This is a genomic window from Pseudomonas sp. FP198, from assembly GCF_030687895.1.
Taxonomy (GTDB): Bacteria; Pseudomonadota; Gammaproteobacteria; order Pseudomonadales; family Pseudomonadaceae; genus Aquipseudomonas.
The window spans coordinates 5,565,818-5,591,604 of record NZ_CP117452.1 but is presented as its reverse complement, the minus strand read 5'-3'; the positions used below and the strand labels follow the sequence as shown (position 1 = coordinate 5,591,604).

23 protein-coding genes are annotated in these 25,787 nt (G+C 62.8%); 13 read left to right on the top strand and 10 right to left on the bottom strand.

Going from position 1 to position 25,787, the window contains the following annotated elements:
• Nucleotides 1-27 precede the first annotated feature (27 nt).
• From PSH78_RS25425 to PSH78_RS25395, 7 genes are all read left to right on the top strand, one after another.
• Nucleotides 28-1,542 carry a TolC family protein gene (locus PSH78_RS25425; RefSeq protein WP_305497581.1) on the top strand — a complete coding sequence of 505 codons (1,515 nt, stop codon included), beginning with the start codon at nt 28-30 and terminating at the stop codon, nt 1,540-1,542.
• Between the two features lie 15 nt (nt 1,543-1,557).
• A complete protein-coding gene (locus tag PSH78_RS25420) occupies nt 1,558-2,343 on the top strand; it encodes an aspartyl/asparaginyl beta-hydroxylase domain-containing protein (protein ID WP_305501402.1) in 786 nt (261 codons plus the stop codon).
• Complete coding sequence (locus tag PSH78_RS25415; RefSeq protein WP_305497580.1) at nt 2,331-3,272, top strand: sulfotransferase family protein; 942 nt, start codon at nt 2,331-2,333, stop codon at nt 3,270-3,272. The genes PSH78_RS25420 and PSH78_RS25415 overlap by 13 nt, the downstream gene beginning before the upstream one ends.
• A 97-nt stretch (nt 3,273-3,369) precedes the next feature.
• Entirely contained in the window at nt 3,370-3,615 is a 246-nt protein-coding gene (locus PSH78_RS25410; protein ID WP_305497579.1) for a DUF2789 domain-containing protein, read from the top strand.
• A gap of 224 nt (nt 3,616-3,839) precedes the next feature.
• Entirely contained in the window at nt 3,840-4,421 is a 582-nt protein-coding gene (locus tag PSH78_RS25405; protein WP_305497578.1) for an alpha/beta hydrolase, read from the top strand.
• Nucleotides 4,422-4,468: 47 nt separating this feature from the next.
• Nucleotides 4,469-5,404 (top strand): sigma 54-interacting transcriptional regulator, encoded by a 936-nt coding sequence (locus PSH78_RS25400; protein WP_305497577.1) that lies wholly within the window; start codon nt 4,469-4,471, stop codon nt 5,402-5,404.
• A gap of 278 nt (nt 5,405-5,682) precedes the next feature.
• Entirely contained in the window at nt 5,683-6,465 is a 783-nt protein-coding gene (locus PSH78_RS25395) for a MetQ/NlpA family ABC transporter substrate-binding protein (RefSeq protein ID WP_305497576.1), read from the top strand.
• Nucleotides 6,466-6,755: 290 nt separating this feature from the next.
• Here PSH78_RS25395 and PSH78_RS25390 read toward each other — a convergent pair whose 3' ends face one another.
• Nucleotides 6,756-7,916: an AAA family ATPase gene (locus tag PSH78_RS25390; RefSeq protein ID WP_305497575.1), complete on the bottom strand. Its 1,161-nt coding sequence runs from the start codon at nt 7,914-7,916 to the stop codon at nt 6,756-6,758.
• 125 nt (nt 7,917-8,041) lie between these two features.
• Between PSH78_RS25390 and PSH78_RS25385 the strand changes: the two genes are divergently transcribed.
• The 3 genes from PSH78_RS25385 to PSH78_RS25375 are packed head-to-tail and all read left to right on the top strand — an operon-like array spanning nt 8,042 to nt 13,250.
• Nucleotides 8,042-9,145 carry an efflux RND transporter periplasmic adaptor subunit gene (locus tag PSH78_RS25385; protein WP_305497574.1) on the top strand — a complete coding sequence of 368 codons (1,104 nt, stop codon included), beginning with the start codon at nt 8,042-8,044 and terminating at the stop codon, nt 9,143-9,145.
• Nucleotides 9,142-10,206: an efflux RND transporter periplasmic adaptor subunit gene (locus PSH78_RS25380; RefSeq protein ID WP_305497573.1), complete on the top strand. Its 1,065-nt coding sequence runs from the start codon at nt 9,142-9,144 to the stop codon at nt 10,204-10,206. The genes PSH78_RS25385 and PSH78_RS25380 overlap by 4 nt, the downstream gene beginning before the upstream one ends.
• The gene (locus PSH78_RS25375; RefSeq protein WP_305497572.1) at nt 10,203-13,250 is read left to right on the top strand and encodes an efflux RND transporter permease subunit; all 3,048 of its coding nucleotides are present in this window, start codon (nt 10,203-10,205) and stop codon (nt 13,248-13,250) included. The genes PSH78_RS25380 and PSH78_RS25375 overlap by 4 nt, the downstream gene beginning before the upstream one ends.
• Before the next feature lie 204 nt (nt 13,251-13,454).
• Here PSH78_RS25375 and PSH78_RS25370 read toward each other — a convergent pair whose 3' ends face one another.
• Entirely contained in the window at nt 13,455-15,674 is a 2,220-nt protein-coding gene (locus tag PSH78_RS25370; protein WP_305497571.1) for a heavy metal translocating P-type ATPase, read from the bottom strand.
• Between the two features lie 85 nt (nt 15,675-15,759).
• On the opposite strand from PSH78_RS25370, the gene cadR reads away from it, so the two are divergent.
• Nucleotides 15,760-16,206, top strand: a complete 447-nt coding sequence (cadR, locus tag PSH78_RS25365; RefSeq protein WP_305497570.1) for a Cd(II)/Pb(II)-responsive transcriptional regulator — start codon at nt 15,760-15,762, stop codon at nt 16,204-16,206.
• A gap of 134 nt (nt 16,207-16,340) precedes the next feature.
• Here the strand turns inward: cadR and PSH78_RS25360 are convergent, their stop codons facing one another.
• From PSH78_RS25360 to PSH78_RS25350, 3 genes are all read right to left on the bottom strand, one after another.
• Nucleotides 16,341-17,312, bottom strand: coding sequence for a thymidylate synthase (locus PSH78_RS25360; protein WP_305497569.1), 972 nt, complete (start codon nt 17,310-17,312; stop codon nt 16,341-16,343).
• Between the two features lie 49 nt (nt 17,313-17,361).
• Complete coding sequence (gene lgt, locus PSH78_RS25355; protein ID WP_305497568.1) at nt 17,362-18,171, bottom strand: prolipoprotein diacylglyceryl transferase; 810 nt, start codon at nt 18,169-18,171, stop codon at nt 17,362-17,364.
• Nucleotides 18,172-18,239: 68 nt separating this feature from the next.
• The gene (locus PSH78_RS25350) at nt 18,240-19,022 is read right to left on the bottom strand and encodes a sulfite exporter TauE/SafE family protein (protein ID WP_305501400.1); all 783 of its coding nucleotides are present in this window, start codon (nt 19,020-19,022) and stop codon (nt 18,240-18,242) included.
• 144 nt (nt 19,023-19,166) lie between these two features.
• Here PSH78_RS25350 and PSH78_RS25345 point away from each other — a divergent pair, with 144 nt between their 5' ends.
• Nucleotides 19,167-19,913: an NRDE family protein gene (locus tag PSH78_RS25345; protein WP_305497567.1), complete on the top strand. Its 747-nt coding sequence runs from the start codon at nt 19,167-19,169 to the stop codon at nt 19,911-19,913.
• 127 nt (nt 19,914-20,040) lie between these two features.
• On the opposite strand, the gene ptsP is transcribed toward PSH78_RS25345, so the two are convergent.
• On the bottom strand, nt 20,041-22,320 hold the full coding sequence (gene ptsP / locus PSH78_RS25340) for a phosphoenolpyruvate--protein phosphotransferase (protein WP_305497566.1): 2,280 nt from the start codon (nt 22,318-22,320) through the stop codon (nt 20,041-20,043).
• Between the two features lie 22 nt (nt 22,321-22,342).
• Nucleotides 22,343-22,822, bottom strand: a complete 480-nt coding sequence (locus tag PSH78_RS25335) for an RNA pyrophosphohydrolase (RefSeq protein ID WP_003186867.1) — start codon at nt 22,820-22,822, stop codon at nt 22,343-22,345.
• A gap of 143 nt (nt 22,823-22,965) precedes the next feature.
• Between PSH78_RS25335 and PSH78_RS25330 the strand changes: the two genes are divergently transcribed.
• Nucleotides 22,966-23,622, top strand: coding sequence for an HAD family phosphatase (locus tag PSH78_RS25330; protein WP_305497565.1), 657 nt, complete (start codon nt 22,966-22,968; stop codon nt 23,620-23,622).
• A gap of 4 nt (nt 23,623-23,626) precedes the next feature.
• Here PSH78_RS25330 and PSH78_RS25325 read toward each other — a convergent pair whose 3' ends face one another.
• The 3 genes from PSH78_RS25325 to PSH78_RS25315 are packed head-to-tail and all read right to left on the bottom strand — an operon-like array spanning nt 23,627 to nt 25,776.
• A complete protein-coding gene (locus PSH78_RS25325; protein WP_305497564.1) occupies nt 23,627-24,094 on the bottom strand; it encodes a DUF2269 domain-containing protein in 468 nt (155 codons plus the stop codon).
• Complete coding sequence (locus PSH78_RS25320; RefSeq protein WP_305497563.1) at nt 24,091-25,347, bottom strand: SDR family oxidoreductase; 1,257 nt, start codon at nt 25,345-25,347, stop codon at nt 24,091-24,093. The genes PSH78_RS25325 and PSH78_RS25320 overlap by 4 nt, the downstream gene beginning before the upstream one ends.
• 15 nt (nt 25,348-25,362) lie before the next feature.
• Entirely contained in the window at nt 25,363-25,776 is a 414-nt protein-coding gene (locus PSH78_RS25315; RefSeq protein ID WP_305497562.1) for a DUF2269 family protein, read from the bottom strand.
• Between the last annotated feature and the right edge of the window lie 11 nt (nt 25,777-25,787).

The window sequence follows — 25,787 nt, the reverse complement described above, 5'->3', positions numbered from 1 at the left end:
TTTGGGCAGCCAGGGGCAATCCAGGGAATGAACAGAAGTCAGAAGTTATTCGGTATGAGTGTGCTGGCGTTGGTGGTGAGTGGATGTGCGGTCACCAGCGATCCGATCGAGCGTAGCGTCAGCGAACAGCGTGCTCGAACCGACCTGCAGAACATGTACAAGGACCAGGAGCCGCTGAGCGGCCCACTGACCCTGCACCAGGCCATGGCTCGGGCGGTGAAGTACAACCTCGAAGGTCGCTTGAAGATCATGGAGGAAGCCCTGGCCAAGCGTCAGCTGGACCTGGCCAGTTTCGACATGCTGCCGCGCATGGCCCTGGACGCCGGGTACGTGGGCCGTAACAACGTCAGTGCCTCCAGCAGCCAGAGCGTGGAAACCGGTACCCAGTCCCTGGAGCCGTCGACCTCCCAAGACCGTGACCGCGAAGTGGCGGACCTGACCATGGTCTGGAACGTGCTCGATTTCGGTGTCAGCTACATCAGTGCCAAGCAAGCCGGGGACCAGCGGCTGATCGTGCAGGAACGTCGGCGCAAGGTGATCAACACCATCGTCCAGGACGTGCGTTCAGCCTACTGGCGCGCCATGGCCGCCGAGCGCCTGCTCAAGCAGATCGACAGCCTGGTGGTCCGGGTCGAGGCGGCACGTGACAACAGCCAGAGCATGAGTGAACAGCGCATCGGCGACCCGGTGCAAGCCCTGGGTTACCAGCGTTCGCTGATCCAGGCCACCCGCCAACTGGAAGAGCAACGCCGGGCGCTGTCCCTGGCCAAGACCGAACTGGCGACGCTGATCAACTTGCCCCTGGGCACCGAGCTGACCCTGGCGACCCAGGATGAATACACCATCCCGGAACTCAAGGTCGACCTGGCCCGTCTCGAACAGGAAGCCCTGGCCAGTCGTCCGGAATTGCGCGAGCAGGATTACCAGACTCGCATCACCGCTGCCGAAACCCGCAAGGCCATGTTGCGCCTGCTGCCGGGGCTGGAGTTTTCCGCCGGCGGGCACTACGACAGCAACTCGTTTTTGGTGGAACAAGGCTGGGCCGACTATGGCGTGAAAGTCACCTGGAACCTGTTCAACGTGATCTCCGCCCCGGCGGCCATCGACGTGGCCAAGGCCGGTGAAGAAGTGGCGTCGGCACGGCGTCAGGCGATGTCAATCGCCGTGCTGGCGCAGCTATACGTGGCCAATGCCAACTATCGTGAAGCCCTGCGCCAGTTCAAGACCAGCCAGCAACTGTCGGACATCGATGGGCAGATTGTCGGTCAATTGCGTAGCCGTCACCAGGCTGCCGGCATTGGCGAGTTGGACCTGATCCAGGGTGAACTGAACACCTTGCAGGCCGACCTGCGTCGGGACTTGGCTTATGCCGACTTGCGCAACGCCTACGGGCAGATCTTTGCCAGCGCCGGCCTCGATCCACTGCCGAACGAAGTGCAATCGACCGAGGTCCAGTCGATTGCCACGGCGCTGGCCAACCGCGAAGCGGCCTGGGCCCAGGGTGATATCACGCTGCCGAAGCCTGCCACGGTGACTCAATAACCGGGCGCAACCATGATGACGCGCCCGGCGTTTTCCCGGCTGCCGGTGGCGGTGAACCTGCCGTTGCTGTTGCACGCACTGGCGGCCATTGACGACGCACGTTGGCAGGGGCACTTCAACAGTGCCTATCACAGCGGCGACTGGAGCGGCGTGGCGCTGATATCGGCGGCCGATGCCGTTACCGAACTGTCGCCCGGGCACGGTCAGCCCGTGCATCGCGCGCCTTGGACAGCGGACAGTCGCTGGCAAGAGGCATTGCATGACTGGCCCCTGGAGATTGTCTCGGCCCGGCTGCTGCGGTTGGGCCCCGGTGGGCGCATCCACGAGCATCGCGACTATGATCTGGGCGGGCCGGATGCTGATCTGCGCCTGCACGTGCCGCTGCTCAGCCCACCTGACGTGGTTTTTTTCCTGGATGGACACATTATTCCGATGGCGGCCGGCGAGTGCTGGTTTCTCGACCTGGCGCGGCCCCATCGCGTTGTGAATCGAAGTGCTCATTCGCGGGTTCACCTGGTGCTCGATTGTCGCCCAGGGCCGTGGCTGGCCCAGCAGATTGCCGATGGGCTACCCACCACACCCGCCGCGGGCGTCGGGCCAAGCGACTTTGTCCGTTTTCAGCAGCGCGTGGAAACCGATCCTCATCTCGCGCGAACCTTGCAGAACTTGCATGAGCTGGACGCTTTCATTGACTCCGCCCTGGCACTGGGGGCCGAACAAGGGCTTCACTTCACCCGGGAGGAATTGCGGGCTGCGATGCGCACCGGTCGCCAGCAGTGGAGAAACCAGTGGAAGACCTGAATCTGCACGGCTGGTTGCCGATCCGCGTATGGCAAGAGGCCGGGCAGTGGCGGGTCGATTGGTGCTGGTTCGGCGACATGCGACTGTCACAGCCGTTCTTTGGAGATGCGGTGGAAGACGCCCTGCGCCTGCCCTTCAACCAGGCGTTCCGCCGCCAGACACCCTTGGAGGTGCTCGGTCAGTGGCAACGACAAAGCCCGGGCCTGGCGCCCACTGCGTTCATTTTCCATGCCTCCCGTTGCGGCTCGACATTGATCAGCCAGATGCTTGCCCAATTGGACCATCACATCGTCATTTCGGAACCACCGCCCCTGGATACGCTGCTGCGCAGTGATTTGCCGTTGCCCGAGCGGTGCGTGGCGCTCAAGGGCTTGATGTCGGCCTATGGGCAGCGCCGCCGAGGCGTGGAGCAACGGCTGGTGGTCAAGCTCGACGCCTGGAACATCGGTGAACTGCCATTGTTGCGTGAGTGCTTTCCCGACACGCCCTGGTTGTTCGTGTACCGCGACCCCTTGGAAATCTCGGTCTCCCACCTGCGCCGTCCCGGCATGCACATGGTGCCGGGGATGATCGGGGCGACGGTCCTGGATGATGGATTGCCGTTCGCCGGCCAGGAAGATTTCATTCCGCGCCGGGTGGGACGGTTATTGGCGACGGGCTTGGAACACTGCCACGCATTGGCTGGAATGGCGGTCAACTACACCGAACTGCCTGAGGCGATGACGGGCAGGCTGGCGGCGTTTTTCGGCCTCGATGAAGGGCAGTGCAAACAAATGTTCGCAGCGGTCGGGCAACATGCCAAGCAGCCGGCGCAGGTGTTTGTTGGCGACAGCGAGGACAAGCGCCGGGAGGCTTCGGCGCTGTTGCGTGAGCGGCTCCTGCGCTGGGCGCAGGAGCCCTATGAGGCGTTGAACTCACTCCCTCCGTAGCGGGATTCAAACCCGCCCTCGCCACGGTGTGCTCAGCTCCAAGGGGCTAGACTGCAGGAATAGCGCCCAGCCATCCATTCATGCCCAGGAGTCCCGCATGGAAACCCCGATCCATACACTTCCCGCCCTGTTCAAACAACTCGGCCTGCCTGACGACGCCGTCAGCATCGATCAGTTCATCGCCAGCCATTCGCCGCTCAAGCCCGAGCTGCACCTGTCCGATGCGTTCTTCTGGAGCGAGGGTCAGCGGCAGTTGCTGCGCGACGAAATCCTTGAAGACGCCGACTGGGCGGTGGTGGTGGATCAACTCGACGTGCTGTTGCGCAAGGGCCGGAGCGAGTGACTCTCGGTGAAAAAACTGTGGCGAACTGTGGGAGCGAGCCTGCTCGCGAAAGCGGTATGTCTGCCGCACCTATGTTGATTGATGGTCCCATTCGCGAGCAGGCTCGCTCCCACTGAGATATTCTTTTTATTCTATTTAAATATTACCAAATAGCTTCTTATTCCTTAAATAATATAACTCTCCTCCTTATACTCGTCCGGGAACAGACACGCAGGAGAGCACCCATGCGCAACGAATCGATTCGCTACCTGATTGTGCCGGGCTGGCAAGGATCGCCGGAAAATCATTGGCAAACCCACTGGCAGAACAGTTTGCCCAACAGTGCCCGGGTCGAGCAGGCTGACTGGCTGACGCCACGGCGTGAAGACTGGGTCGCCGCGCTGGCTGAAGCCATCGCCAGCGACAGCACACCGGTGATCCTGATCGCCCATAGCCTGGGTTGCATCACGGTGGCCCATTGGGCCGCCACCGCGCCGGTGCCATTCCTGCGGCAGGTGCGTGGCGCGTTGCTGGTGGCTCCGGCGGATGTCGAACGCCCCGCCTGTGCCCCGGCGCTGCGCAACTTCGCGCCGATTCCCACGGACCTGTTGCCGTTTCCCAGCCAAGTGGTCAGTTCCGACAACGACGCGGCGATCAGTGCCGCGCGTGCCGTGGAACTGGCGCGAAACTGGGGGGCCGAGGCCGGGATCCTGGCCGGGGCGGGGCACATCAATGTGACGTCCGGCCACCAGCGTTGGGAGCAGGGTTTCGCTTATCTCTATCGTCTGCAAAACCGCATGGAGCATCACGCCCTGCGTCGCGCCTGAATTTTAATGCCCTCCGTCTCGCCGGCGGTTTGGGGCGGGAGCCTGCCATGAGCCTGCATGAAACCTTCGGTCAGCCCTTGCTGACCTTTCCCGACTCGGAAAAAAGCCCCCTGAGTATCCGTGCCAAGGCACTGGTATTCGTCGACCCGCGTTCGCGGCAGTTGCGCCAGGAGCTGGAACAACTGGCGCCACGGGCGATTTCGGTGCTGATCCGCGGTGAAACCGGCACCGGCAAGGAGTTGCTGGCACGGCACATCCATCGCGAGAGCAATCGCGGTGGGCTGTTTGTTTCGGTCAATTGCGGCGCTATCAGCCCGACCTATGCCGATGCCGAATTGTTCGGTTATTCCGCCGGCAGTTATAGCGGTTCGGCCAGCAGCCGGGCCGGGTGGTTCGGCTCGGCCAACGGCGGCACGCTTTACCTGGATGAAATCGGAGACTTGCCACTGCCGATCCAGATCAAATTGCTGGCGGCGCTGGAAAATCATGAGGTCACGCGTGTTGGCGCCCAACAACCGAGCCCGGTGGACGTGCGCCTGGTAGCGGCCACCAGCATCGATCTGGCGCAAGCGGTGGCCGCTGGAAAATTTCATGATCGGCTTTATCACTACCTGAGCGAGGGACAGCTTGAATTACCCGCCTTGCGTGAAAGGGTGGGTGATGTCCTTTCTCTCGCCGAATACTTTCTGGGCATCTACAGCCAACGCCTTGGCCTGGCCGTGCCGCTGATCAGCGAAGCGGCGCAACGGACGCTCGAACGCCACGATTGGCCGGGCAATACCCGCGAATTGGAAAACGTCGTTCATTTTGCGCTGTTGGTAAGTGCCGGCGATGAGATTTTGCCGGAGCATCTGAATTTGCCGTCCCAGCTGCCGGCCTTGGAACTGGTCGAACGGCAGGTGGAGCAGGTTATTGCACAGGGCTCGCAAGCTGAGCGCACCGCCTTCAAGGCGCTGCTCGATCGCCTGGGCCAAACGCTGTAGACCAGGATATCCATTTGTGGCGAGGGAGCTTGCTCCCGCTGGGCCCCGCAGCGGATCCTAGATTTTTGCGATTGCTGCGCAACCGAGCGGGAGCAAGCTCCCTCGCCACAAGAGCGATTTCGCTATATGAGGAAAATGAATATGAACTTGAATAAAAGATATTGTTAAGGCATAAAAAATGTCGGTATCTTCCGCATCACGCCAGAGATAGCACTTCGCTGGCACACCCACATTTGGCCGTCGTCCGTGACGACAGTGATATTCGATAAGGACACTGCATGAAAAAGGTTCTGTTGTTCACCGCATTGGCGGCAGCCCTGACCTCGGGCCTGGCCCAGGCGGCGGAGAAACTGGTTGTGGCCGCCACACCGGTACCCCACGCTGAAATCCTCGAGCTGATCAAGCCGGCCCTGGCCAAAGAAGGCGTGGATCTGCAGATCAAGGTGTTCACCGACTACGTACAACCCAACGTACAGGTTGACCAGAAGCGTCTGGACGCCAACTACTTCCAGACCCTGCCTTACCTCAAGAGCTTCAACGAAGGCAAAGGCACCAACCTGGTGACGGTGATCGGCGTCCACGTCGAACCGTTCGGCGGCTACTCGAAAAAGGTAAAAAGCCTGGCTGAGCTGAAGGACGGCGCGACCATCGCCATCCCTAACGAAGGCAGCAACAGCGGTCGTGCCCTGATCCTGTTGCAGAAGGCTGGCCTGATCAAACTCAAGGACCCGAAAAACGCCCTGGCGACGCCGAAAGACATCGCCGAGAACCCGAAGAACTTCAAGTTCAAGGAACTGGAATCAGCCATGCTGCCGCGTGTGCTGGATCAGGTCGACCTTGACATGATCAACACCAACTACGCTCTCGAAGCAGGTCTCAACCCGGCCAAGGATGCCTTGGTGATCGAGGGTTCGGATTCGCCTTACGTGAACTTCCTGGTGGCCCGCCCGGACAACAAGGACAGCCCGGCCATCCAGAAACTGGCCAAGGCGCTGACCAGCCCGGAAGTGAAGGCGTTCATCGAGAAGAAATACAGCGGCGCGGTACTGCCGGCGTTCTGATCGGCGCGGTAGACCTTTTCGCAGTTACAAACGCCGACGGCTGATACAGCGTCGGCGTTTTTTTTGTGCTCAACATATCGTGTAGCGACACGGCTTACCCGTGGCGAGGGAGCTTGCTCCCGCTGGCCTGCGCAGCAGGCCCCAGCGTTTTTGCAGGCAGACCGCATCAGCCGGTTTTGCGACTGCTGCGCAGCCGAGCGGGAGCAAGCTCCCTCGCCACGGGGGGGCAGCCACATTTTGACCCACTGTGGGAGCGAGCCCGCTCGCGAAAGCGGTTTGTCAGTCACTACTTATTCAGGCCAATGCCACGCCGGCTCATCCAGCATCCGCTGCCCGACGATTGCGGTCTGTCCCAAGTCTTTTTCCAGCACGATGCAATTGCAGTTTTCATTCTGCTCCAGCGCGGCGATCAGGCGTGTGGCATGGGACACGACCCAGACCTGGCAATTGGCCGAAGCGCGGATGATCAAGCGCGCCAAGGCCGGCAACAGATCCGGGTGCAGGCTGGTTTCCGGTTCGTTGAGCACCATCAGCGAGGGCGGGCGCGGCGTGAGGAGGGCGGCTACCAGCAGCAGGTAGCGCAGGGTTCCATCGGACAGCTCGGCGGCCGACAACGGTCGCAGCAGGCCGTGTTGCTGGAACGCGATGGCGAAACGTCCGCCCTGCAATTTGTCGATGTGCAATCGGGCCCCGGGAAACGCATCGCCAATGGCGGCGTGCAGGGCTTCGAAGTCGCCTATCTCCAGAATCGTTTGCAGCGCTGCAGCCAGGTCGCGTCCGTCGTGGTGCAACACCGGGGTGCGAGTGCCCAGTTGCGGCTGGCGCACCGGGGCGTCGGCGTCGCTGCGAAAGTAGTCGTAGAAGCGCCAGCGACGAATGAACTCGCGCATCTGCAAGACTTCGGGCGAAGCGCGCAGGCTGCCGACCTGGTCGAACAGGCTATCGAAGGTCGGGGTGTGTTGGGCCAAGACGTCCCAGGAACGGCGTTCGCGGGCGCGAATCATCGGCCCGTTGCGGTCCACCAGCAGGCTGGCAGGCCTGTACACCGGCCCGGCCCAGATGCATTCGCGCTTGATTTCAGGGTCCAGTGAAAACGCCGAACTGCTGAGCTCCGGCGGGCCCAGGGCGATCGAATAGCTGAAATTTTCACCGGCAAATCCAAGGCGCAGACGTATGCTGCCCTGACGCACAATTCCCTGGACAGGCACATCGCCGTTACGCATGCGACGGCTGACTTCTTCCGGACCGGCCCAGAAGGTCGAACCCAGCCCACCTTCACGGGCCAGGGCATTGACCACGCCACCCTGCGCCGTCTCCGCCAGCAGGCGCAGGGCGCGATACAGGTTGGATTTGCCACTGCCGTTGGGCCCGGTGATCAGGTTCAGCCTGCCCAGCGGGATAACCAGTTTGTTGATGGACCGGTAGTTGGCCACCGCCAGGGTCGTGAGCATGCGAATTCCCTTCGTACATGGATGTCACAGACGAGTCTGCCCGATTCCTGTGCATTCGGTGAACCCTGTTCTAAGCTCACAGTCGTATCGTCACTGGTACGTCCGTACAACGCAAAGGAGTCTGCATGGCTGGTCCCGGAATCAAATTGATTGTTGGCTTGGGCGTGTGTGCGGTGTTGACGGGGTGCGGTGACAAGAAGCCCGAGGAAAAAGCCTTGCCACGGGTTTTCGTGCAGCAGGCCATACCTTCCGAATACGCCGCCTCGGTGACGCTTACCGGCGATGTCCAGGCTCGAGTGCAGGCTGACCTTTCGTTTCGTGTCGGCGGCAAGATCATCGAGCGCAAAGTCGACGTTGGCGACCGGGTCTCGGCCCGGCAAGTGCTGGCCCGGCTCGACCCGCGGGACCTGCAGACCAACGTCGATTCCGCCGAGGCCCAGGTGGCCGCCGAACAGGCGCGGGTCAAGCAGAGTGCAGCGGCATTTGTGCGCCAGCAGAAGCTCTTGCCCAAGGGCTACACCAGCCAGAGCGAATACGACGCGGCCCAGGCACAACTGCGCAGCAGCCAGAGCGCGCTGGCGGCGGCCCAGGCACAACTGGCCAATGCCCGCGAACAGCTGAGCTACACCGCGCTGATCTCCGAGGCGCCGGGCATCATCACCGCGCGCCAGGCCGAAGTGGGCCAGGTGGTCCAGGCCACGGAGCCGATCTTCAGCCTGGCCCGGGACGGCGAGCGCGACGCGGTGTTCAACATCTACGAGTCGCTGCTGAGCGAACCACCATCGGCCCCGGACATTGTCATCAGCCTGCTCGACAACCCTGCCATCAAGACTACCGGTACGGTGCGCGAGATCACCCCGGCGGTGTCCGCCGAGACCGGCACCGTGCAGGTCAAGGTCACGCTCAACGACTTGCCCGAAGGCATGCGCCTGGGTTCGGTGGTCAGCGCCACCGCCAAATCCGCAGGAAAAACCGCCGTGGAACTGCCCTGGTCGGCACTGACCAAGAATCTCAGTAATCCGGCCGTGTGGCTGGTGGACGGCGAGGGCAAGGCGCAATTGCACAACGTCACCGTCAGCCGCTACCTGACCGGCAAGGTCATTGTCAGCGACGGGCTCAAGGGCGGCGAAAAAGTCATCATTGCCGGCGGGCAGTTGCTTCATCCGGGCATGCGCGTCGAGATCGCTGAAAACAGCTATGAGAAAAACCCGACGGGAGCCCAGCCATGAAGCGCCTGTGGATGGTCGCGGCCGGCCTGCTGCTGGCCGCCTGCTCGAAAGAAGAAGCACCGCCGGAGCCGGTGCGGCCGGTGTTGTCCATTGAGGTCCGGGCCTTGGACCAGCAGGCCCTGGGACGCTTCGCCGGGAATATCCAGGCGCGCTACGAGACCAACGTGGGTTTCCGTGTGCCGGGGCGCATCGCCAGTCGCAACGTCGATGTCGGCGCGGAAGTGAAGAAGGGCGACCTGCTCGCGACCCTCGACCCCACCGACCAGCAGAACCAGTTGCGTGCCGCCCAGGGCGACCTGGCGCGGATCGAGGCGCAGTACATCAATGCCCAGGCCAATGCCCGTCGCCAGCAGCAATTGTTCGACCGTGGCGTCGGTGCCCAGGCGCAACTGGACATCGCCCAGACCGACCTGAAGACCACCGCGGCCTCCCTGGAACAGGCCAAGGCCACGGTGGAACAGGCCCGCGACCAGCTCAACTACAGCGAACTGCATACCGACCATGACGCGGTCGTCACTGCCTGGACGGCCGAGGCGGGGCAGGTGGTGACCGCCGGCCAGCAAGTAGTGACGCTGGCGCGCCCGGACGTCAAGGAAGCGGTGATCGACTTGCCCGCCGGGCTGGCCGAGCGCCTGCCCGAGGATGTGGTGTTCGAAGTCGCCGCGCAACTCGACCCGGCGACCCGCACCACGGCCATCGTGCGCGAGATCGAGCCTCAGGCGCAAAGCGCCACCCGTACCCGCCGCGCGCGCCTGACCCTGACCGATACGCCGCCGGGCTTTCGCCTGGGCACCGCCATCAGCGTGACCCTGAGCTCGGCCATCGAACCGCGCATCGAGCTGCCGCTCAGCGCGCTGCAGGAAGTCGACGGCAAGGCGCGAATCTGGCTGATCGACCCGCAGAGCCAGACAGTCTCGCCACGAGAAGTACAGATTATCGAGCGATCGGCCGGTTCGGTCCTGGTCGCCAACGGCATCAAGCCCGGCGACCGCGTGGTCAGCGCCGGGGTGAACAGTCTCCAGCCGGGGCAAAAAGTGAAACTCGACGAGGACGCACGATGAAAGGGCCTTTCAACTTATCCGAATGGGCCCTGCGGCATCAGTCTTTCGTGTGGTACCTGATGTTCGTCGCATTGCTGATGGGCGTGTTCTCATACATGAACCTGGGCCGCGAAGAAGACCCGTCGTTCACCATCAAGACCATGGTCATCCAGACCCGCTGGCCCGGCGCGACCCAGGAGGAAACCCTCAAGCAGGTCACCGACCGCATCGAGAAAAAACTCGAAGAGCTCGATTCCCTCGATTATGTGAAGAGCTACACCCGGCCCGGGGAGTCGACGGTGTTCGTGTATCTGCGTGATACCACCGGCGCCGAGGAAATCCCCGAGATCTGGTACCAGGTCCGCAAGAAGATCAATGACATTCGTGGCGATTTCCCTGAAGGCTTGCAAGGCCCTGGGTTCAATGATGAGTTCGGCGACGTGTACGGTTCGGTGTATGCCTTTACCGGCGACGGCCTGTCGATGCGTCAGTTGCGCGATTATGTCGAACAGGTGCGCGCCGAAATCCGCGACGTGCCCGGCCTGGGCAAGGTGGAAATGGTCGGCGAGCAGGACGAAGTGCTGTACCTGAATTTTTCCACGCGCAAACTCGCCGCACTGGGCATCGACCAGCGCCAGGTGGTGCAGAGCCTGCAGTCGCAGAACGCCGTGACCCCGGCCGGGGTGATCGACGCCGGGCCGGAGCGGATCTCCGTGCGCACGTCCGGCCAGTTCCAATCGGAAAAGGACCTGGCCAACGTCAACCTGCGCCTCAACGATCGTTTCTATCGCCTCGCCGATATCGCCGACATCCGACGTGGTTACGTCGATCCCGCCACGCCGATGTTCCGCTTCAACGGCACGCCGGCGATCGGTCTTGCCATTGCCATGAAGAAGGGCGGCAACATCCAGGAGTTCGGCAAGGCGCTGCATGCGCGTATGGACGAACTGACCGCGGACCTGCCGGTGGGGGTCGGCGTGCATACGGTGTCGGACCAGGCCGAAGTGGTGGAGGAAGCCGTCGGCGGCTTCACCAGCGCCTTGTTCGAGGCGGTGATCATCGTTCTGGTGGTCAGTTTCATCAGCCTCGGCATCCGCGCCGGGCTGGTGGTGGCCTGCTCGATCCCGCTGGTGCTGGCGATGGTGTTCGTGTTCATGGAATACAGCGGCATCACCATGCAGCGGATTTCCCTCGGTGCATTGATCATCGCCCTCGGCCTGCTGGTGGACGACGCCATGATCACGGTGGAAATGATGGTCACGCGCCTGGAAAAAGGCGATTCCAAGGATCAAGCCGCGACGTTCGCCTATACCTCGACCGCCTTTCCGATGCTCACCGGAACCCTGGTGACCGTGGCCGGTTTTGTGCCCATCGGCCTGAACGCCAGTTCGGCCGGCGAATACACCTTCACCCTGTTCGCGGTGATTGCCGTGGCGATGCTGGTGTCCTGGATCGTCGCGGTGCTGTTCGCCCCGGTGATCGGCGTGCACATTCTCAGCGCCGACGTAAAGCCCCATAGCAACGAGCCGGGACGGGTCGGACGGGCGTTCAACGGTGGCCTGCTGTGGGCGATGCGCAATCGCTGGTGGGCGATCGGCATCACCGTGCTGCTGTTCGCGCTGGCGGTATTCAGCATGCGCTTCGTGCAGAACCAGTTCTTCCCATCCTCGGACCGCCCGGAAATCCTCGTGGACCTCAACCTGCCGCAAAACGCCTCGATGGACGAGACGCGCAAGGCGGTCGATCGTCTGGAAGCTACGCTCAAGGGCGACCCGGACATCGCGCGCTGGAGCACTTACATCGGCGAAGGCGCCATTCGCTTCTACCTGCCGCTGGACCAGCAACTGCAGAACCCGTACTACGCGCAACTGGTGATCGTCAGCAAGGATCTGGAGTCACGCGCGGCCCTCAGCGAACGCCTGCAAAAGCGCCTGCGTGAAGATTTCGTCGGCATCGGCAGCTACGTGCAGGCGCTGGAAATGGGCCCGCCGGTCGGCCGGCCGATCCAGTACCGGGTCAGCGGCAAGGACATCGACCAGGTGCGCAAGCATGCCATCGAGCTTGCCACCGAACTGGACAAGAACTCGCACATTGGCGAGATCATCTACGACTGGAACGAGCCGGGCAAAGTACTGCGCATCGACATCGCCCAGGACAAGGCGCGGCAACTGGGATTGTCTTCGGATGACGTGGCCCGGCTGATGAACAGCATTGTCAGCGGCTCGCCGGTGACCCAGGTCAACGACGATATCTACCTGATCGACGTGGTGGGTCGCGCCGAAGACGCCGAGCGCGGTTCGCCGGAAACCTTGCAGAACCTGCAGATCGTCACACCGGGCGGGACCTCGATCCCGCTGCTGGCGTTTGCCACGGTGCGCTACGAGCTGGAACAACCACTGGTGTGGCGCCGCGACCGCAAGCCGACCATCACCATCAAGGCTGCCGTGCGCGATGAAATCCAGCCGACGGACCTGGTGCGGCAACTGCAACCGGACATCGACAGGTTCGCCGCCAAATTGCCGGTAGGCTACAAGGTCGCCACCGGCGGCACGGTGGAGGAAAGCAGCAAGGCCCAGGGGCCGATCGCCAGCGTGGTGCCGCTGATGCTGTTCCTGATGGCGACGTTCCTGATGATCCAGTTGCACAGCGTGCAGAAATTGTTCCTGGTGGCCAGTGTCGCGCCCCTGGGCTTGATCGGCGTGGTCCTGGCGCTGGTGCCGACGGGCACGCCCATGGGCTTTGTGGCGATCCTCGGGATCCTTGCGCTGATCGGTATCATCATCCGTAACTCGGTGATCCTGGTGACCCAGATCGACGAATATGAACGTGACGGCTATGAACCCTGGGATGCGGTGGTGGAAGCGACCGAGCACCGGCGCCGGCCGATCCTGCTGACGGCGGCGGCGGCGAGCCTGGGGATGATCCCGATCGCCCGGGAAGTGTTCTGGGGCCCGATGGCCTACGCGATGATCGGCGGGATCATCGTCGCCACGCTGCTGACGCTGCTGTTCCTGCCAGCGCTGTATGTGGCCTGGTACAAGATCCGCGAGCCCAAGCGTGATTGACACGGCAGCCTTCGCTGCCCTTGTGGCGAGGGAGCTTGCTCCCGCTGGGCCGCGAAGCGGCCCCAATAAGGCCTGCTGCGCAGCCCATCGCGAGCAAGCTCGCTCCCACAGGGATCTTTAGTGAACACATATTCTATGAGCAACAAAGAACCACTGTGGGAGCGAGCTTGCTCGCGATAGGGCCCTTCCAGTCACCGTCAATCTTTACTTGCGCAACAACCGCAACCCATTGAATACCACCAGCAAGCTCACCCCCATGTCGGCAAACACCGCCATCCACATGGTGGCGAACCCGGCGAAGGTCACCCCAAGGAATATCGCCTTGATCACCAACGCCAGGGCAATGTTCTGCTTGAGGATGCTCGACGTCTGCCGCGACAGCCGGATGAAGGCGGGAATCTTGCGCAGGTCGTCGTCCATCAGCGCGACGTCAGCGGTCTCGATGGCGGTGTCGGTGCCGGCCGCCGCCATGGCGAAGCCGATTTCCGAGCGGGCCAGGGCCGGGGCATCGTTGATGCCGTCGCCCACCATGCCGACCCGGTGACCTTCGGCATAGAGCTTCTCGATGACTTGCAGCTTGTCTTCCGGCAACAGGTCGCCGTGGGCTCGGTCCATGCCTACCTGTGCGGCAATCGCCTCGGCGGTGTGGGCGTTGTCGCCGGTCAGCATCAGCGTCTTGATGCCCAGGTCATGCAACTGCCGGATCGCTTCGCGGCTGGAGTCCTTGACGGTGTCGGCCACGGCAAACAGCGCCAGAGGCCTGGTGCTGTCGAGCAGCAGCACGACGGACTTGCCTTGTTTTTCCAGGGCGAAGAGTTTCGCTTCCAGCTCGGGAGAGCACAGGCCCAGGTCTTCCACGAGGCGATGGTTGCCCAAGTGATAGGTCTGGCCGCCGATGTCGCCGCGAACGCCGCGCCCGGCAAGTGCCGCGAAGTTATCCACAACCTGCTGCGCCAGTTGTTTATCCACAGCCGCGTGGGCAATCGCCCGGGACACCGGATGGTCCGACCGCGCCGCGAGGCTGGCGGCCAGGGCCGGTGCGGTGGTTTCCACGCTCGGGTCGAGTGCCAGGTAATCGGTCTGCACCGGTTTGCCGTGGGTGATCGTGCCGGTCTTGTCCAAGGCCAGGTAATCGAGCTTGTGGCCGCCCTCCAGGTACACGCCGCCCTTGATCAGGATGCCTTTGCGCGCCGCTGCCGCCAGGCCGCTGACGATAGTCACCGGAGTGGAAATTACCAGCGCACACGGGCAGGCGACCACCAGCAGGACCAGCGCCCGATAGATCCAGTCGAACCAGACTGCGCCCATGAACAGCGGCGGGATGACGGCCACAGCCAAGGCCAGGGCAAACACCGCCGGGGTGTAGATTGTCGAGAACCGGTCAACGAAGCGCTGGGTCGGTGCCCGGGCGCCCTGGGCCTGCTCCACGGCATGGATAATCCGCGCCAGGGTGGATTGATCGGCCGCGGCGGTCACGGCGTATTCCAGTTCGCCGGCCTGGTTGATGGTGCCGGCGAACACTTTGTCGCCCACGGTCTTGTCCACCGGCAGGCTTTCCCCGGTGATCGGCGCCTGGTCGATGGTCGAGCGACCTGCGACCACATCGCCATCCAGCCCGACGCGTTCACCGGGGCGAACCCGCACCCGCGCGCCAAGGGCGATGCTCTTCACTTCCTGGACCTGCCAACTGCCATCGGCCTGCTGCACGGTGGCCTGTTCCGGCGCCATCTGCATCAGGCCGCTGATGGCGTTGCGCGCGCGGTCGAGGGACTTGGCCTCGATCAGTTCGGCGACCGTGAACAGGAACATCACCATCGCCGCTTCCGGCCATTGGCCAATCAACACCGCGCCGGTCACGGCGATGCTCATCAGGGCGTTGATGTTCAGGTTCAGGTTCTTCAGGGCGATCCAGCCCTTCTTGTAGGTGGCGAGGCCACCGCTGAGGATCGACACCAGCGCCACCAACGCGACAACCCAGTTCGGCGCCGCGTTGGTGAAGTGAATCACCTCGGCGCCCAATGCCGTGACGCCGGACAACGCCAGCGGCCACCATGGTTTGACTGGGGCGGGCGGGGTGTGAGTCGGTTTGTCCTGGCCGGCCGTCAACGGTTCCGCCTGCATTCCCAAGGATTCGATGGCCTTGATGATCGGCGTGTCGCTGGGCAGGTCATGGGTTACGCCCAGCACGCGGTTGATCAGGTTGAATTCCAGTCGCTGCACGCCTTCAAGTTTGCCGAGCTTGTTCTGGATCAGAGTCTGTTCGGTGGGGCAGTCCATGGCTTCGATGCGGAAACTGCTCAGCCGCGCACCGTCCGTCGGCGTTTTGTCGAGCGTGACTACCGCCGGCGCTGCCTTGGATGAGCAGCAGGAGTGCCCGTGCTCATGGCCATGGGCGGGTCGGGGTGTATGGATGGAATCGTTCATCGGGTTACGTCCGTGAAAAGTGCCTGTTGCGCAGTAAAGACCCTGTAGCCACTATAGGGTCAAGCACCTATTTGGAGTTCATCCGATGAAGATTGGCGAACTGGCGAAAATCACCGACTGCCAGGTCGAGACCATCCGCTATTACGAACGTGAGGGTTTACTGCCGGAACCGGCCCGCAGTGAGGGCAATTACCGCGTCTACACCCAAGCCCATGCCGAGCGGCTGACGTTCATCCGCAACTGCCGGACCCTGGATATGACTCTGGAGGAAATCCGCAGCCTGCTGGCCCTGCGCGACAGCCCCCAGGACCAATGCGAGAGCGTCAACGCACTGATCGACGAACACATCCACCACGTCAAGGCGCGCATCGACGGCCTGCAGGCCTTGCAGGCGCAACTGATTGACCTGCGCCATCGCTGTGGCGAAGGGCCGGATCTTGAGCAGTGCGGGATCTTGCAACGGTTGGAGGTGAGCGGGGCGGTGGCGCCGGAGGTGGAGCATTCACATGTGGGCAGGAGTCATGGGCATTGACCTGATTTTGAAATAACGGAGAACCAAGTCGGAGCGAGCCTGCTCGCGAAAGCGGTGGATCAGTCACATAAATATTCGTATGTGATGACGCTTTCGCGAGCAGGCTCGCTCCCACAGAGGGATGGTGGTGTTTTCTAGACCGCCATCGGCGCGGTCATCGGCGCATGGTGCTGGTAGCCTTCGAGGGAGAAGTCGCTCGGTTCGACCTGCTCCAGCCACTCGGGCTGGTACACGCCGGTCTTGGCAAACTCCGGCACGCGCTCGGAAATCACCAGTCGGGGCATCGGGAACGGCTCGCGCGTGAGCTGTTCATTGAGCATGTCCAAGTGGTTTTCGTAGACGTGGGCATCGCCGATGAAATAGGTGAACCAGCGCGGCGTATAACCGGTCAGGCGACCAATCAGGCTTAGCAGCGCGGCGCCTTCGGTGAGGTTGAACGGCGTGCCCAGGCCCAGGTCGTTAGAGCGGATGTAGAGGGTCAGGGAGATTTCCCGGGTCTCGACATTCGGATGGAACTGATACAGCAGGTGGCACGGTGGCAGGGCCATTTCATCGAGCTGGGCGCAGTTCCAGCCGTGGAACAGGATGCGCCGGCTGCCCGGGTCCTTGATGATGGTGTCGACGCACTGGCGAACCTGATCGATGGCCTTGTACAGCACCACGTAGGCCTGGCCGTTTTCTTCGCCTTCGGCGATCTGCCGGTAGCCCTGGGCCAGCGTCTGCTCGATGGCGGCCGGGTTGCTCAGCGGGATCTGCTTGTAGGCCGGCCACTTGCGCCATTGTACGCCGTAGATCTCGCCCAGGTCGTCCTCGCCCTGGCGGAACGGGTTGGCCAGCCATTGCGCGTTTTCGTTGGCGTTCTGGTCCCAGACCTTGCAGCCCAGTGCCCGGAACTCGGCGGCGTTGTTCACGCCACGCAAGAAACCGCACATCTCGCCGATCGCCGACTTGAAGGCCATCTTGCGCGTAGTGATGGCGGGAAAGCCTTCCTTCAGGTCATAGCGCAGCATCGCGCCAGGGAAACTGATGGTGTTAACGCCGGTGCGGTTGGCTTGCTTGGTGCCGTTCTTGATGACGTGCGCCACCAGGTCGAGATATTGCTTCATGAGTTACCTGTGTCCTTGAACCCGGGGCCAGCGCTCCGGGGTCCGAATTTTAAACCTTGGCCGCCGCAGCCGGTGCACGGTTGTAGGCCAGCCAGATCAGCGCCAGGCCACCGATGATCATCGGCAGGCATAGCACCTGGCCCATGGTCAGCCAGTTCCACGCCAGATAGCCGAGCTGGGCGTCCGGTACGCGGACGAACTCGACGATGAAACGGAAGATCCCGTAGAACAGCGCAAACATGCCCGACACCGCCATGGTCGGCCGCGGCTTGCGCGAGAACAACCAGAGAATCAGGAACAGTGCCACGCCTTCCAGGGCGAACTGGTACAGCTGCGACGGGTGGCGCGGCAGTTGGGCCGGGTCGCTGAACGGCGGGAAGACCATCGCCCACGGCACGTCCGTCGGCTTGCCCCACAGCTCGGCGTTGATGAAATTGCCGATGCGCCCGGCGCCCAGGCCGATCGGCACCATCGGTGCGACGAAGTCCATCAGTTCGAAAAACGACTTGTTGTTGCGCTTGCCGAACCACAGCGCCGCCAGCATCACGCCGATGAAGCCTCCGTGGAACGACATGCCGCCCTTCCAGACTTCAAAGATCAGCGTCGGGTTGGCCAGGTAGGCGCTCAAATCGTAGAACAGTACATAACCCAGGCGTCCGCCAACGATCACGCCCATGGACAGCCAGAACACCAGGTCCGAGAGCTTCTCTCTGTTCCAGGTCGGGTCAAACCGGTTGAGCCGGCGCGAGGCCAGCCACCAGGCACCACCGATACCGATCAGGTACATGAGACCGTACCAGTGGATTTTCAGCGGGCCGATGGCCAGGGCAACCGGATCGATCTGCGGGTAAGGCAGCATTGATATTCCTCGTGAACGTCAAAAATACCCGGGCGAAGCTGCCACCTCGGGATTAAGCCAGGATTGCGTCAGAGCAGGAAACTCAAGCCCACACTGAACAACAAAGCGGCGAATAGCCGCTTGAGCAAGCGCGGCGACAGGCGATGGGCCAGTCGCGCGCCGAAACGGGCGAAAATCATGCTCGTCAGGGCGATGCCCAGCAGTGCCGGCAAATATACAAAACCGAGACTATGGGGCGGCAACAGCGGATCCTGCCACCCCAGAATCATGAAACTTAACGCACTGACCAGGGCGATGGGCAGCCCGCAGGCCGACGAAGTCGCCACCGCTTGTTGCATCGGCACGCTGCGCCAGGTCAGGAACGGTACGGTCAGCGAACCGCCGCCGATACCGAAAATCGCCGAGGCCCAGCCGACAACCGTGCCGGCCAGGCCCAATCCGACCTTGCCCGGCACGGTACGGCTGGCCTTCGGCTTGAAATCCAGCGCCAGTTGCAGGGCCACGAGCATGGCGAATACGCCGATGATTTTTTGCAGATGCGGGCCGGAGATCGCTTCGGCGGTAATGGCGCCGAAACCGGCACCGATCAGGATCCCGACGGTCATCCAGGTAAAGATCTGCCAGCGCACCGCGCCTTTGCGGTGATGCTCGCGTACGGCATTCACCGAGGTAAAGATGATCGATGCCAGGGACGTACCGACAGCCAGGTGCGTCAACACCTGCGGGTCGAAACCCTGCAAGGTGAAACTGAACACCAGCACCGGGACGATGATCATCCCGCCGCCGACGCCAAATAGCCCGGCGAGTACACCGGCACAGGCGCCGAGCAGCAGATAAAGCAGAAATTCCACCAGCGTCGCCTCGACCATCGCAAACAAGAGCGGCATGGTAACGGATCGAGGGGCCTGGGCTCCACTGAAGGCGATGGATGCGTTGGTGATGTGTGGGTAGAGTAGGCACGAAAGCGGAGCTCGGATTTTTAACAGGACAACCTGATGTGCCTGATCGTATTTGCCTGGCGGCCCGGCCACGCCCAGCCGCTGATCGTGGCGGCCAACCGCGACGAGTTCTATGCGCGCCCGACGCTGCCACTGGCGCAATGGCCTGACGCGCCGCACGTGCATGCCGGTCGCGACCTGGAAGCGGGCGGCACCTGGCTCGGGGTCGGCGCCGGGGGCCGCTTTGCCGCGCTGACCAACATCCGCGACCCGGGCCAGCTCCCGGCGTTCAAGTCCCGCGGCGAACTGGTGGCGCGGTTCCTGACCGGGAATCTGTCGATCGTCGATTATCTGAGCGAAATCGTGCCGCGCGCCGCCGAGTACGGTGGCTTCAACCTGTTATTGGGCGACGGCGTCGAACTCTGGCACTACAACGCACGCGATACACGCCCGCAGGCGTTGGCCGAAGGGATCTACGGATTGTCCAACGCCGGGTTGAACACGCCCTGGCCGAAATTGCTCAAGGCCCGGACGGCGTTGAGTGAGGTGCTGCATGACCCGCAACCCCAAGCGCTGCTGGCGCTGTTGAGCGATCCGCAACCGGCCCCGGTGGCCGAGCTGCCGGACACCGGCGTGGGACTGTCCACGGAAATGCTGCTGTCGAGCGTGTTCATCGCCAGCCCGGCCTACGGGACGCGGGCGAGCACGGCGCTGATCGTTAATGCTGACGGGACGCGGCAGATGGTCGAGCGCAGTTTCGGGCCGCATGGGGGGCATTTGGGGGAGGTGGAGCTGCTCGTTTAATGCCGCCGATAACCCCGTGGCGAGGGAGCTTGCTCCCGCTGGGCTACGAAGTAGACCCAAAGCTTTTGGGCGGGCTTCGCCCGCCAGCGGGAGCAAGCTCCCTCGCCACAAATGCTCGCCGCAGGATTCAGAGGGTCTTGTTCGAAGCCGGGTTGATCATCCGCGCCAGCCCGAGGTTTTTCAGCGCCAACTGCAAGGAGCTATGGATCACCTGCGGATTGTCGATGGTCATCAGCTCCGCCAGCAGCTCCTGGGCCTTGCTGAGGTTGATCTGGCGCAGCATCCATTTCACTTTCGGCAGGTTGGTGGCGTTCATCGACAGGCTGTCGAAGCCCATCGCCATCAACAGCACCGCCGCCGCCGGGTCGCCAGCCATTTCGCCGCAGATGCTCACCGGCTTGCCCTCGGCATGGGCGTCGCGCACGACGTTCTGCAAGGCTTGCAGCACGGCCGGGTGCAGGTAGTCGTAGAGGTCGGCCACCCGTGGGTTGTTGCGATCCACGGCCAGCAGGTACTGGGTCAGGTCGTTGGAGCCTACCGACAGGAAGTCCACCTGCCGCGCCAGTTCCTTGGTCTGGTACACCGCTGCCGGAATCTCGATCATCACGCCCACCGGCGGCATGGGTACGTCGGTGCCTTCGTCGCGCACCTCGCCCCAGGCCCGGTGGATCAGGTGCAGGGCTTCTTCCAGCTCATGGGTGCCAGAGATCATCGGCAACAGGATGCGCAGGTTGTTCAGGCCTTCGCTGGCCTTGAGCATGGCGCGGGCCTGGACCAGGAAGATTTCCGGATGGTCGAGCGTCACGCGGATCCCGCGCCAGCCGAGGAACGGGTTGTCTTCCTTGATCGGGAAGTAGGACAGCGATTTGTCGCCGCCGATGTCCAGGCTACGCATGGTCACCGGTTGCGGATGAAACGCGGACAATTGTTCGCGGTAGATCGCCAGCTGTTCCTTTTCGCTGGGGAAGCGCTGGTTGATCATGAACGGCACTTCGGTGCGGTACAGGCCCACGCCCTCGGCGCCACGCTTCTGCGCCCGGGCCACATCGGCCAGCAGGCCGGTGTTGACCCACAGGGGCATGCGATGGCCATCGAGGGTTATGCACGGCAGGTCGCGCAGGGCATCCAGGCCCAGGGAGAGTTGCTTCTCTTCCTCCACCACATCGGCGAACTGCTTGCGCAACACGTCGCTGGGGTTGGTGTAGACCTCGCCGTGGTAGCCGTCGACGATCATCTGGATGCCGTCGACCTTGGAATACGGCAGGTCCACCAGGCCCATCACGGTGGGAATGCCCATGGCCCGGGCCAGGATCGCCACGTGGGAGTTGCCCGAGCCCAGTACCGAGACCAGGCCCGCCAGCTTGCCTTCCGGCACTTCGCCGAGCATCGCCGGGGTCAGCTCTTCGCTCACCAGGATGGTGTTATCGGGGTAGACCAGGGTCTGCTGACGCTCTTGCTGCAGATAGGCGAGCAGGCGGCGACCGAGGTCCTTGACGTCGGAGGCGCGCTCGCGCAGGTAGGCGTCGTCCATCAGTTCGAAACGGTTGACGTGGTCGGTCACCACCTGGCGCAACGCGCCCTGGGCCCATTGGCCGGTCTTGATGACCGTGGTCACTTCGCTGCCCAGGGAGGCATCGTCAAGCATCATCAGGTAGACATCGAACAGCGCGCGCTCTTCAGGCCGCAGTTGCGTCGCCAGCTTGGCGGACAGGGCGCGCATGTCGGCTCGCACGCCTTCGATGGCGGTCTTGAACAAGCCCAGTTCGGCATTGATGTCGGCGATGGTCTTGTCCGGCACCACGTCGAGGTCGGCGGGCGGCAGCATGACCACCGCAGTGCCCACCGCCGCGCCCGGTGAACCCGGCACGCCGACGAACTTGGCTTCCTGGATGCCCTTGCCCTGGCGGCCCAGGCCGCTGATCGAGCCGGTGGCCTCGGCGTGGGCGATAACGCCGGCGAGTTGCGCGCTCATGGTCACGAGGAAGGCTTCTTCGCCCTCGTCGAACTGGCGGCGCTCTTTTTGCTGGATGACCAATACGCCGACGACGCGGCGGTGGTGAATGATCGGCGCGCCGAGGAACGATGCGTAGCGCTCTTCGCCGGTCTCGGCAAAGTAGCGATAGCGCGGGTGATCGGCGGCGTTTTCCAGGTTCAGGGGTTCTTCCCGGGTACCGACCAGGCCGACCAGACCTTCGTTGGGCGCCATGCTGACCTTGCCGATGGAGCGCTTGTTCAGGCCCTCGGTCGCCATCAGCACAAAACGGTTGGTCTCGGGGTCCAGCAGATAGACCGAGCAGACCTGGCTGCCCATGGCCTCTTTGACGCGCAATACAATAATCCCCAACGCCGCCTTGAGATCCTTGGCGGAGTTAACTTCCTGGACGATCTTGCGCAGCGTATTGAGCATGGCTCGGGGTCGAACTCCGTCGTCAGTCGCGCGTCAGCAGGCGCGGGGCAAGCTCTTTGAGAGCGCGTCGATACACCTCGCGCTTGAATGTCACCACCTGGCCCAACGGATACCAATAACTGACCCAGCGCCAGCCATCGAATTCCGGTTTACCGGTCAAATCCATCCGCACCCGCTGCTCGTTCGAGATCAGGCGCAGGAGAAACCATTTCTGCTTCTGGCCGATACACAGCGGTTGGCTGTGCGTGCGGACCAGGCGTTGCGGCAAACGATAGCGCAACCAGCCTCGGGTGCAGGCGAGTATTTCGACATCCTCTCGCTCCAGCCCCACTTCTTCGTTCAACTCGCGGTACAAAGCCTCTTCCGGCGTCTCCTGGGGGTTGATCCCGCCCTGTGGAAACTGCCAGGCGTCTTGATTGATACGGCGAGCCCATAGCACCTGTCCGGCATCATTCGTAAGAATGATCCCCACATTGGGACGGAAACCATCGGGATCGATCACGGCAACAACCTCGCAAACGCATGTCGCCGCATTGTTCCACAAAGGTTGTGAAAGCAGCAACGAGGCTGCCCACCTTATGTGCACTCTTGTGAAAAGTCCGTATTCTGGGCGCCTTTCTCAAGAAATTTCAGCGAGTAACTGCAATGCGGCTGGCTTTATTCGACTTGGACAACACGCTGCTGGGCGGCGACAGCGACCACGCCTGGGGCGATTACCTCTGCGAGCGCGGGTTTCTGGATGCCGTCACCTACAAGGCGCGCAACGATGAGTTTTACCAGGACTACCTGGCCGGCAAGCTGGACAACGCCGCGTACCTGAATTTCTGCCTGGAGATCCTCGGCCGTACCGAGATGAAGGTGCTGGCGCAGTGGCATCTCGAGTACATGCGCGACTGCATCGAGCCGATCGTGTTGCCCCAAGCCATCGAGCTGCTGAAGAAACATCGTGATGCCGGCGACAAGCTGGTGATCATCACCGCCACCAACCGCTTCGTCACCGCGCCGATTGCCGAGCGTCTGGGCGTCGAAACCCTGATCGCCACCGAATGCGAAATGATCGACGGTCGCTACAGCGGGCGCAGCACCGACATCCCCTGTTTCCGCGAGGGCAAGGTGACCCGGCTGAACCGCTGGCTGGAGGAGACCGGGTATTCGCTGGACGACAGCTACTTCTATAGCGACTCGATGAACGATTTGCCGCTGTTGGAAGCAGTGACGCACCCGGTGGCGGTCGATCCGGATCCGAACCTGCGGGCCGAGGCCGAGAAACGCGGTTGGCCGGTGATCAGCCTGCGCAACTGACCTGTCACGCAGGCTTTGCCACCATCAGGTAGAAGATCACCATGAACGCCAGGAACGCCGGCCAGCCCAGCGCGAACCACCAGCGCATGTAGGTGCTGGCCTTGAGCGGCATGGGCGTGCCGTCCTGCAAGGCTTGCTCGGCCATTTTGTGCACGCGGATCTGCAACCAGACCACCGGCAGCCAGCAGACGCCCGCCAGGCAATAAAGGCCGATGCTCCACATCAGCCAGCTCTGTTGCAGGGGCCAGCCGGCCACATGCATCAGGGCCAGGCCGCTCAGCGGCTGGAACACGGCCGTGGTGGCCGTGAACGCCCAATCGGCGAAGACCAGATGCTTGAAGGTGACGGCAATGACTTCAAGCTTGCCGCTGCGCCAGGCCCGCAGCGCATAGTAGGCGGACCCGGCGCCCAGGCCGAAGAGGATGGTCGAAGACAGGATGTGCAGGGTTTTCAGCAGCAGGTAAATGCTCATCGGCGCGGTTCAGTCCAAAGCAGCCATAAAGTGGCGACTATCAGCACCAGGTTCTTGGCGACAGCCGCATAAGGGTCAAACCAATAGTGCGGCAGGATAAAACTGATGCACAGGGTATAGCCGAGCATCAATCCCAACTGCAACCGCAATGCCTGGCGGCGCCAGCGCTTGAATAGCATGCCCAGGCCCAGCGCGCCGTCAAACAGCGCGCCGGCGATTACCGCAAGCTTCGCCCAGGCGCCGTGGACACCGGCTTCGGCCATGATACGCACGCCCCAATCATAGCCGGGGCCGAGGCAGACGATGGCGGTACCCAGCCAGATGATCGCCAGTACCGCGAGCATCAGCGGGCGGATCGCTCTGAGGCTGCTCTGGGCTGCGTTCGGCCAATTCTGCAAGCGGGTTTGTACAGGGGCGACGTAATACCCGCAGATTGACGCGAGTGCCGCGGGGTCGGCCAGATTGTCCCGTTGTGCCAAGGCCAGGCTTTGGCTGTTCAACGCCCGCCAGCCGAACCGATCCCCCAGCCGGCTACCCGGTCCAGTCAACAGCGCAGGAGCCTTGGTGTAGCGGGCCGGCGCCCAACCTTGGGCGGCGCGCAGATGATCGATGAGTCGGGCCAGCGTCATCGGCTCCGGTCCTACCAGCGGCAACACCACCGACTCGGTCGGCCATTGCCGCAGCAGGGCGAGCACCGCGCCCACCAGATCATCGACATGTACAGGCTGGATGCGCGCTTGAAGATTCAGCAAGGGAATCAATGGCCACGGCGAAAGGCCTTCCATCCAGCCGCTGCTCGCGCCGCCTGGTCCCACCACCAATGACGGCCGCAGCACCACCGATACGCTGTCCAGCGTACAAAGATATTCGTCGGCCAAGCCTTTGCTCGCCAGGAACGGCACGTCCGATTGCGCACTCGCGCCCAGCGCGGAAATCTGCAGGATCCGGACGCCGCGGCGCGCGGCCTGGTCGAACAGCGCTCGCGCGCCACGATCCTGGACCAGGCTCAGGGCCTGGGTGTCGACGCTGAGCAGGCCGGCCGCGTTGATCAGCAAGTCGACGTCCAGGGGCAGGTCAAAGTGTTCAGGGTTGCCTGCCAGTACGCCGAGATCCAGCTGCCGCCATTCAACCCCGGGCCAACCTGGCGCCTGGGGTTCACGACTGGTTGCGATGATCGAGTGACCAGCGCTGTGCAACGCTCGCAGCAGATGGCGCCCGATAAAACCGCCGCCTCCCACCAGTAGGATCTTCATGACCGTCCCTGTCGCTTAAATCGGCTTGGCACCCATCAGTGCGGCAATGGACAGGAAGCCGACGCCACCGATGATCGCCAATGCCAGGGTAAACCTGCTGCCGCCACCGCTGCCCAGGCGCAGACGATTGAGCCTTGCCAGCAGCCAGAAAACGCAGAGCGTCGCCACCGTGTAGATCACGCTGGAGCCCAACAGCCAGCTTTGCCCCAACGGCCAGCCCACCAGGTGAACCAGCCACCAGCCGGTGAACGGCATGCTCAGGATGCAGACCAGCACCACGCACCAGGCCAACAGCCAGGGACGCCGCAGCGTGCTGGCCGGTCCCTCGCTGCGTTTACGCCAGGCCAGGACGGCAAGGGCTACACCGCAAGCCAGGAGCAGGACCGTGGCCGCGACGTGCAGGACTTTCAAGGTCAGCAGAGTTTCCATGGGATTTCCTT